Annotated in this window: 5 protein-coding genes; 1 reads left to right on the top strand and 4 read right to left on the bottom strand. The window is 42.1% G+C overall.

Features of this window, described 5'->3' with window-relative positions; all coding sequences use genetic code 11:
- Positions 1-9: 9 nt before the first annotated feature.
- Together N8A89_RS07965 and N8A89_RS07960 are read right to left on the bottom strand one after the other, a co-directional pair.
- The gene (locus tag N8A89_RS07965; RefSeq protein ID WP_281541782.1) at positions 10-2,157 is read right to left on the bottom strand and encodes a PorP/SprF family type IX secretion system membrane protein; all 2,148 of its coding nucleotides are present in this window, start codon (positions 2,155-2,157) and stop codon (positions 10-12) included.
- A 7-nt stretch (positions 2,158-2,164) separates the two neighbouring features.
- The gene (locus N8A89_RS07960) at positions 2,165-4,411 is read right to left on the bottom strand and encodes a T9SS type B sorting domain-containing protein (protein ID WP_281541781.1); all 2,247 of its coding nucleotides are present in this window, start codon (positions 4,409-4,411) and stop codon (positions 2,165-2,167) included.
- A gap of 221 nt (positions 4,412-4,632) precedes the next feature.
- Between N8A89_RS07960 and N8A89_RS07955 the strand changes: the two genes are divergently transcribed.
- Positions 4,633-6,318 carry a glutamine--tRNA ligase/YqeY domain fusion protein gene (locus N8A89_RS07955; protein ID WP_281541780.1) on the top strand — a complete coding sequence of 562 codons (1,686 nt, stop codon included), beginning with the start codon at positions 4,633-4,635 and terminating at the stop codon, positions 6,316-6,318.
- Positions 6,319-6,417: 99 nt separating this feature from the next.
- On the opposite strand, the gene N8A89_RS07950 is transcribed toward N8A89_RS07955, so the two are convergent.
- Positions 6,418-7,344, bottom strand: coding sequence for an SPFH domain-containing protein (locus N8A89_RS07950; protein ID WP_289645286.1), 927 nt, complete (start codon positions 7,342-7,344; stop codon positions 6,418-6,420).
- A 239-nt stretch (positions 7,345-7,583) separates the two neighbouring features.
- Entirely contained in the window at positions 7,584-9,779 is a 2,196-nt protein-coding gene (gene katG / locus N8A89_RS07945; RefSeq protein WP_430682113.1) for a catalase/peroxidase HPI, read from the bottom strand.
- Positions 9,780-9,808: the final 29 nt, after the last annotated feature.

Below are 9,808 nucleotides of genomic sequence, written 5' to 3'. Positions count from 1 at the left end.
TACTATAATTTATGCCATTTGATTTGGATTTACCTTCATTATCCACATCTTGTCATCATAGGCATCATTAAGTCTGGAATAGTATGAAATAAGAGCATTGTTCCAAGAGTCGTGACGCTTAAGGTAAACGTACCTGTAATTGTTTTCCGGGTTAATAAAATAACTTGCGCTAAGCCCATAGGAGTTTAATAGTTTTACAAAACGATTTGCGTTTCTAGGATTGGCAAATACATTGGCGATGATGTAATACCCCGAACCTAGACCGTCCACTTTGTAAGTCTTAGGTTTGGATTCGCTAGCCGCAACCTTATCCCGCGCCACAACATTCTTTTGGAGAACGTCTGTATCATATTTGGAAGATTTCTCCTTAAGTTTATTCACATTAGCGGCATATGCTTCGTTAGTGTATCTATTTTCTACGTTCATGATCCACGTAGCACCATCGTATGCTCCATTAAAATTGCTTTCCGTGGCTGCAACAGCATCCGCCCAACTATCGTAACGTTTTAGGTATACATATTTTAAGCCATTATTAGGGTTATCCACATAGTTTGCGTCAATACCATCGGCATTCAGTTTATTTAAGAATTTATCCAAGTATTGACCCCCTTTGTAAACATTGGCCACTACATAGTAACCATCTGTTACCCCGGGCAAATCCCTGAACTTGCGACTCTTAACTTTATCTTGTTTTACATCAGCTTTAGAAGTCTTAGAAGAGTTGTTTACTTTTGGTGTAGCCACCGCGACTGCATCCTTAGTTTGTACAGTTTCTGGTGTATTCTCTTTTACCTCATCCTCTATATCCTTAATTGTTAGTGCTTTCTGTTTACCATTTTGATTGGAAACTACAGCATCTCTGGAAATTTCATTCCGATTGGTATTTTGAGCTCCAACACCGCCATCATTGCTGCTATTTTTAGCCGTTGCAATAGCCGATTCGGAATCATCACCCAAGAAAAGCTCCTTGGCTTTTTGCTCCAAATCCGGTCTTTCACCTTGTGTTTCACTACGTACCATCCGCATCACCATTTCAAACCTACGTTCTAGGTCTTTTTGTCTGCCGGATTCCAATGAATCCTGACGGAACATTAATTCCTCAATAATGGCATCGTTTTCGGCAAGTTTACGCTTCAGCTCTTCTATTTCCTCATTGGTGGCGATATTGTCCGGTTCCAACTGATTTTCAACCAAATCGTCTGTATCATCTTCTAACATTACACGGTCCTCAGTAAGATTTGGTGAGAACGAATAGGCAAATGAGATTTCGTGCGTTAGTCCAAAGTTGTCAAAATTATTGGACAACCCCTTTTCCATGGTATACCCAAGGGAAATTCTTCTGTTTAAGTTAAATCCAACACCGGCGGCAGCTCCGTAAAAACTATCATAACCACCTTGTATCCAGCCTAACTTAGGAAGGTCTAAAATTAGACTTCCTCCTAAAGTAATCTCCTCTTCCCCAACCTTTCTAACCCGTGCTAGTGGCATCAATCGACCTTCTTCAAATACCCCTGATTCATTACTAAACTCATGGGTATATTGTAGGTGTCCTGAAAATGTCTTGTCTTTAAATTCAGTAAGGGATTCACTGGTCTTTAAATTATAGTCAAAAAGATTCTCAGCAAATACTCCCACATCAAACTTTCCATAAGAAAGGTTTAAACCAGGCTGAACCGAAAGCAAGTTTTGATCTTGCAGTCCTGCTAAAAACGGGTCTTCTTCCACGGTGGTAGCCCTATTCTGGTCAAAGCCACTATTGTAGTAAGAGAGATTTGCCCCAAAGGTAAGGTTGCTCTTATCGCTTAATTTTACCCCATAGGCATAGTTTGCCAAAACCCCATAATTACTTAACGCCCCTAATCGCTGGGTGTATAAACTTAATCCCAGACCGGTCCGGTCACTAATACGGCCACTGTAACTTAAAAAGTAATTCTGATTGTTGTCATCAAACTGTACCGATTGGTTTCTGTGTAAAAGGTTAATATAAGACTTGTCCTCCCGAACTGTTGAGAAGGTTGGGTTTATTAAAAATCGATTATACTTCAATAAATTCTGAGCCGGGACGTCATAGGCAACAAAAGGATTATCCTCCTGTGCCGATACTTTCAGCACGGCAAGCGTAAATAGTAGTAAGAATAGAACACTTTTTTTAAGCATGGTAGTTTTAGCGTATTACGGTGATCGTACCCTGTTTGAGTACCTCACTGGCATTTCTAATTTTATAGTAGAACACCATATTCTGTTTGGTAAATGCGGTCGACGTTTGCGGCCAGTTATTTTTATAGTCAAATTCGTTCAATACTTCCTCCCCGTTGTCATTATATATAATAACGTTGACATCTGCTTTATTAGAGTATGAATTTGGAATGATCCATTGATCATTGATGCCATCTCCATTAACCGTTATAACATTCGGCACTTTAAATGTATCTAAATACAATACCGATACTTGTCTAACAATTTCACAATTATCAATACTGGCGATTAAAGTATACGTGCCCTCTTCGGTAATGGTCACACTATCGGAATTGCTCATTTCTGCGTTGTTGCCGTCCATCCATCTATAAGCTGTACCACCGCTTGCGGTTACTATTCTCGAAGTTCCTTCTGGGATAACAATATCTCCTGCAGGGTCTAAGGTTATTAGATTCTCATCCAACGGTGAAACTGTTATCTCGTTCGATATCAGCGAACAACCATCTCTATCTAAAACCAAACGGTATGTTCCGGTAGCGTTCACGTCCAAGGACAGCCCTGTTGTACTAACTACAGTTCCATCACGCTGCCATTCATAATTTTCAGAAGTCAAATCAGTGGACGTGGTAATGGTGACAATATCACTTGCACTACAATAAACCGTGCTGTTACTACTTATGGCCAATGTTTCGCTGGTAAGTAATTGTACGGAAAGGGTATTCGTGGTTTCGCTATAAGAATCCAAACTAGCATTTAACACATAATCCCCGTTCTCTGTAGTGGTAGTCAAACTGATGTTTTTTCCAGATTCTCCGGCAACATCAACACCGTCTTTTTGCCATTGATAGGTAAAGGCATCCACTAAATCAGTCGTAACATCTGTTTTAGCTCCGTCGTCCGCAACGGCATTTATCTGTGTAACCTCTAATACAGTACTGGTGCTGACACAACCTGTGTAAGTGCCGGAGTAATCAATCACAATTTCGAAAGAAGCAGGGGAAACAGCAGTAGTCGTTTCCGAGTTTTTTGAAGAAATTGCACAAGAACCTCCGGTTTGCGATACTTCGGCATAGTACTCCCCGTCTTGATCAATATCTAAAGTAGCATTGGTCTCTCCGGCTATTTCAACACCGTTCCTAAACCATTTATACGCTGGACTGTTTGCCGTAGTACTTACGCTTAAAGTTTGCGTTTGTGATGGTAGAACCACTACATTGGCAGGGTTGTCCCTTGTAACTGTAAATGCATCGGCATTGGTTATGGTGACGGCATCCGATCGCTCGGTACAAATACTGTTGCCAGAAATTTCCACCGCATAATCACCTTCAAATCCACTTGTTGAGGCATCCACCGTGTATGATGTGGCCACTGCCCCTAGTATGGGATTCCCATCCTTATACCATTGATAGCTCCAGCTAGGATCTGTTAAATTTATGGCAAGCGTCTCAGCATCCGTACTACAGAGTGCGGTTTTGGAAGGAGGGTTGATTGCTATACCAGTGCCGGTTGCACCAATGGTTACATCTACAATATTGGAATCTGTATTACCCGAGCCGGTACAAACAGGGCCATAATTTACAAATGCACTATACATTCCGCTTTGAGAAACATTTAAAGTATGTCCGTTTTCTCCGGCGATTTGAGTTCCACTACGAAACCAAATATACTGATAGGTTTCAGGATTGGCGATATTATCGACTTGTAGGGTAATCGCGCTGGTAGCACAAACGCTGCCAGGAGGTACGCCATCACCTAGTTCACTAATGTTCAAATTGGACGTTACGTCCATGAAGTACATATTGTAAGCTGAGGATTCAGCCCCTATCTTAACGGGATCTGTACTCCTCACTCGCATTTTGTAGCCCTGTCCCCTTGTGTTAGCTGGCACTGCAAAATCGACATCAAAATCCATATTCGTATTCTGGTCGGTTATCGTTGCCAGTGTCGTTGGACTTGCAAAACTTCCGCTGGCGTCCGAAAGCTCTAAAATAAATTCGTTTCCTGCATTGGCAGTCCCGGCCCAAGTAATATTTACAAAATATTCGTTGAACCCTCCATTACCGGCACAAATGGCCGTCCAAGGAGAGTTTCCTGCCAAGTTTGGATTATCGGCAGGTTCGGGAGCATTGATTACGATGGCCTGTGCGCTCAGCTGTAGGAAGCAGAACAACAAGAACATTGTGGTTAAGGTGTGTGTTTTGTGACTAGTTTTCATAATGATGTGTAGTTTTGGGCCCCTACTTTTTATGAATGTTGAAGGTCTTTCATTTAAACCTAGTATCCGAAAACAAATATGTGACTTATAACACGCGTACGAAATTTAATGTTGTAGGGCGGTTTAAATCTGTTGTGAAACGCATTTTATACAGGGTGAACCTTTTTTAAACTCAGGGATTACTGCATTTTTGCTACTTTTGTAGCTTGAAAAAACATGACATGAGCGAGACATCCAGGTCTTTGAATTTTATAGAACAGATAATCGAGGAAGACCTAGAAAAAGGTTTTGCAAAAAAGGACTTGCGCTTTAGGTTTCCTCCAGAGCCAAACGGCTATCTGCATATTGGCCATGCCAGTTCCATTTGCCTAAATTTTGGGCTTGGTCTTCGCTATGATGCCCCAGTGAATCTTAGGTTCGACGATACTAATCCCGCAAAGGAAGAACAGGAGTTTGTAGATGCTATAAAAAAGGACGTAGAATGGTTGGGTTTCAATTGGGATACCGAACGGTATGCATCCGATTACTTCCAGCAGCTGTACGACTGGGCGAAAAAACTTATTAAGGATGATAAGGCTTATGTTGATAGTCAATCATCCGAGGAGATGGCGAAACAAAAAGGCACCCCTACCGAAGCTGGAGTAGCAAGTCCGTATAGAAATCGCTCTGTAGAAGAAAATTTGAAGTTGTTCGAAGGAATGAAAAATGGTGAATTTGACGAGGGTACCCATGTGCTTCGAGCGAAGATTGATATGGCCTCTGACAACATGTTGATGCGCGATCCTATTATGTACCGTATTCTGCATAGGGCCCATCACAGGACAAATACCGATTGGTGTATTTACCCTATGTATGATTGGACCCATGGTGAGAGCGATTATATTGAGCAAGTATCCCATTCCTTGTGTACGCTTGAATTTCTCCCGCATAGGGAGCTTTATGATTGGTTCTTGGACCAAGTATACGATTCCTCAAAAATACGGCCCAAGCAAAGGGAATTTGCGAGAAGGAACTTGAGTCATACAGTCGTAAGTAAACGGAAGCTGGCCCAATTGGTTGAAAACAACGTAGTCAATGGGTGGGACGATCCGCGTATGTCCACTATTTCGGGTTTAAGGCGACGAGGTTACACTCCAGAATCACTTCGCAATTTTGCGGACACTATCGGCATTGCCAAACGGGACAACCTTATTGACGTTTCACTATTGGAGTTCCACATTCGCGAACATTTAAATAAAGTTACACCAAGAGTAATGGGTGTCTTGAAACCCTTAAAATTGGTCATTACCAATTATCCGGATGGACAGGAAGAATGGTTGGAGGCCGAAAATAGTCCGGAAGATGAATCAGCCGGCTCTAGAGAAGTACCGTTTTCAAGAGAATTATACATTGAACAGGAGGATTTTAAAGAGGAGGCCAATAAGAAGTTCTTTCGCCTTAAATTAGGTGGCGAAGTACGTCTTAAGAACGGATATATCATAAAAGCCGAAAGCTGTACAAAAGATACCGATGGGAATATAACTGAAGTGCAATGCACCTATGACCCCAAAAGCAAGAGTGGTAGTGGCACTGCTGAAAGCCTACGGCGTGTTAAAGGAACCCTACACTGGGTTTCCATTGCCCATGCCCTTACAGCAGAGGTTAGGTTATATGATCGTTTGTTCACCCATGAAAGTCCGGATACTCAGAAGGATAAAGATTTCATGGAATTTATTAATCCAAATTCGCTGGAAGTTATTACCGGATTTCTAGAACCAAGTCTAAAAAATGCTAAAGTTGGAGAAAGATTTCAGTTCCAACGTATTGGTTATTTCTGTGTAGATAAGGATTCAACCGATGAGAAATTAGTGTTCAACAGGACCGTTGGTTTGCGCGATTCTTGGGCCAAAATTCAGCAAAGTAGCTAATAAAAATACTTTTCGGTATTTTAAAAACAGGGCTTCTTAATTAAAACAAAAAGCCCCGAACAGAAAACTGTTTGGGGCTTTTTTATAGAATAGGCTTATTTATTCCTTTTTCTTTACGTTGGTCTTCTTCATCGACTCACCTATCATGTTGCTCGCCGTAAAGGAAGCCACCATATTATTCAACATGTCACTTCCGGCCTGTGGCGAATTGGGCAATAGAATTAAGTTGGTGTTGGTTTCTTCTCCAATACTTTGCAGCGTATCGTAGTGTTGGGTCACTACAATCAAAGCAGAAGCCTCTTGAGAATTTATCCCAACTTTGTTCAATACTTCTACGGATTCCTCTAAACCACGCGCAATTTCACGTCGCTGATCCGCAATACCCTGACCTTGTAAGCGTTTACTCTCAGCTTCGGCCTTAGCTTTCTCCACGATAAGGATTCTAGCGGCATCACCCTCAAACTGAGCGGCAATCTTTTCACGCTCAGAGGCGTTAATTCGGTTCATAGCGGCTTTTACTTGGGCATCTGGATCTATATCCGTAACTAAGGTTTTTATAATATCAAATCCGTAGTCAGACATCGCGTCGTTCAATTCCGCTTTTACGGCCAATGCTATATCGTCCTTCTTAACGAATACATCATCTAGCTTCATTTTTGGCACTTCAGCACGTACCACATCAAAAACGTAGGAAGTAATCTGTTCATGGGGATAGTCAAGCTTATAAAAGGCATCATAAACCTTCTCCCTGATTACTTTGTATTGCACGGACACTTTAAGTCGCACAAACACGTCGTCCAGTGTTTTCGTTTCAATGATTACATCCAATTGTTGAATCTTAAGACTTAAACGTCCTGCAATGCGCTGAACAAAGGGAATCTTGAACTGCAGTCCCGATTGTCGTATACTACTGAACTTCCCAAAAGTCTCAATAATAGCTGCTGTCTGCTGCTTGACAATAAAAACAAAAGACAAAATTAATAACCCCAAGAAAATTAAAATCGGAATCCAAATAAAGCTACCCATACTATACTGATTTAAGTTAATGTTTCAAGTTACGAAAAGGCTGTATGATATTAGTAGCATAATAGCCGGAATTGTTACAGCGCAAACACCAAAGTGTGCTTTAATAGCATTTTAAGCTCAAATGTTGCCATTAGAACATAAAAAAAGCACCTCCACAACAAGCGGAGGTGCTTTTAATTTTCACGGTTTTAATTACTAGGAATCGAAACGATCTAAGTTCATTACCTTGTTCCAAGCCTTTACGAAATCCCGAACAAATTTTTCTTTTCCGTCATTTGTTCCATACACTTCGGCCAAAGCACGAAGTTCCGAGTTAGATCCAAAATCAAATCCACCCTTGTCCCGGTCCACTTAACCTTACCTGTTTTACGGTCACTTCCTTCAAAAACCGAATCATCGCCATCCGTGGCTTTCCAGATCGTGCCCATATCCAATAGGTTTACAAAGAAGTCATTTGTTAATGTTCCTGGTCTATTGGTGAAAACACCATGCTTGGAGCCATCAAAATTAGCGTTCAAGGTACGCATACCACCAACCAATACCGTCATCTCCGGTGCCGTCAATGTCAATAGGTTAGCCTTGTCGACCAATAACTCCTCTGTATTCACAGAGAATTTTTGCTTCGTATAATTTCGGAAACCATCTGCTTGAGGCTCTAGTGCCTCAAATGCTTCAATATCCGTCTTTTCTTGTGAAGCATCTGTTCTTCCTGCTCGGAAAGGTACCTTTACATCGTGTCCAGCATCATTTGCAGCCTTTTCTATGGCTGCCGCTCCACCCAAGACGATTAAATCGGCGATAGAAACCTTTTTGCTACCGGACTGATTATCATAAAATTCTTTTTGAATTCGACCCAACGTATCCAAAACCTTCTCCAATTGCGCAGGATTGTTAGCTTTCCAGTCTTTCTGAGGCGCTAAGCGAACTCGTGCACCATTTGCTCCACCTCGTTTATCTGAATCCCTATAGGTAGATGCCGAAGCCCATGCAGTGGAGACCAATTCTGAAACGGTAAGTCCTGACGCTAGAATATTCTTCTTAATTTCATTTGCGTCCGCATCACTAATCAGCTCATGGTCCACAGCGGGTACCGGATCTTGCCACAATAACTCTTCCTTAGGAACTTCAGGTCCTAAATAGCGCTCAATGGGCCCCATATCACGATGCGTCAGTTTAAACCAAGCGCGAGCATAAGCATCTTTGAACTCCTCTGGGTTCTCCAAAAAGTGTCTTGAAATTTTTTCGTAAGCTGGGTCCATGCGCAAGGACATATCGGTTACCAACATAAAGGGTTGATGGGTTTTTCCCTCAACATGCGCATCAGGAACTGTTCCGGCACCAGCGTCGCCAACAGGTTTATACTGCCATGCTCCAGCGGGACTTTTGGTTAACTCCCATTCGAAACCGAATAAGTTCTCAAAGTATTTATGGCTCCATTGTGTAGGACTTTGGGTCCACGCACCTTCTAGACCACTAGTAATGGTATCTGGACCTACTCCACTATTGAACTTGTTCATCCAGCCCATACTTTGAAGCTCAATCCCGGCTGCATTTGGCTCAACATCCACATAATCATCCGGATTTGCAGCTCCATGTGTTTTACCAAAAGTATGCCCACCTGCAATTAGTGCAACGGTTTCATAATCGTTCATGGCCATACGCCCAAAAGTGTCGCGTATATAATGTGCTGCTTCTAGAGGATCTGGATTTGCATTGTGCCCTTCCGGGTTTACGTAAATAAGTCCCATATGGGCGGCTCCAAGGGGGTTTTCAAGTTCTCCGTTTTCTTCGGCATAACGTTTCTTGTTCCCCATCCATTCTGTTTCGGAGCCCCAATAAATATCGTCTTCCGGCTGCCATATATCCTCACGTCCTCCAGCAAAACCGAACATAGGTAATCCCATGGTTTCGTGAGCAACATTACCTGTCAAAATCATCAAATCTGCCCATGACAATTTTTTGCCATACTTCTGTTTAATGGGCCATAACAATAACCGTGCTTTATCCAAGTTCGCATTGTCCGGCCAACTATTTAAAGGCGCAAAGCGTTGGTTTCCCGTACTAGCGCCGCCGCGACCATCGGCAATTCGGTATGTACCGGCGCTATGCCACGCCATCCGAATAAAAAATGGTCCGTAGTGGCCATAATCTGCTGGCCACCAATCTTGGCTATCCGTCATTAAATCTGCCAAATCTTTTTTAACCGCAGCTAAATCTAAAGATTTGAATTCTTCTGCATAATTAAAATCTTCATCCATAGGATCCGCCTTCGAAGAATGAAGCCTCAGGATGTTTAGGTTTAACATATTCGGCCACCAATCCCTATTAGTGGTTCCTCCCCCGGCGGCTTGATTAAGCTCCCCGTTTAAAAAAGGACAATTTGCAGTGGATGAATTGTTTACATCCCATGCTTTGCCGTGATTATCATCTCCCATAATTATATCTTTTAGTGTTTAAGTTCGTA

This window comes from Maribacter aestuarii (genome assembly GCF_027474845.2).
Lineage (GTDB): Bacteria > Bacteroidota > Bacteroidia > Flavobacteriales > Flavobacteriaceae > Maribacter > Maribacter aestuarii.
This window is presented reverse-complemented; position numbering and strand designations above follow the sequence as displayed.

Coding starts and splice junctions, on each gene's coding strand:
- N8A89_RS07965 (WP_281541782.1), bottom strand. CDS start 2,157: ATGCTTAAAAAAAGTGTTCTATTCTTACTACTATTTACGCTTGCCGTG.
- N8A89_RS07960 (WP_281541781.1), bottom strand. CDS start 4,411: ATGAAAACTAGTCACAAAACACACACCTTAACCACAATGTTCTTGTTG.
- N8A89_RS07955 (WP_281541780.1), top strand. CDS start 4,633: ATGAGCGAGACATCCAGGTCTTTGAATTTTATAGAACAGATAATCGAG.
- N8A89_RS07950 (WP_289645286.1), bottom strand. CDS start 7,344: ATGGGTAGCTTTATTTGGATTCCGATTTTAATTTTCTTGGGGTTATTA.
- katG (WP_430682113.1), bottom strand. CDS start 9,779: ATGGGAGATGATAATCACGGCAAAGCATGGGATGTAAACAATTCATCC.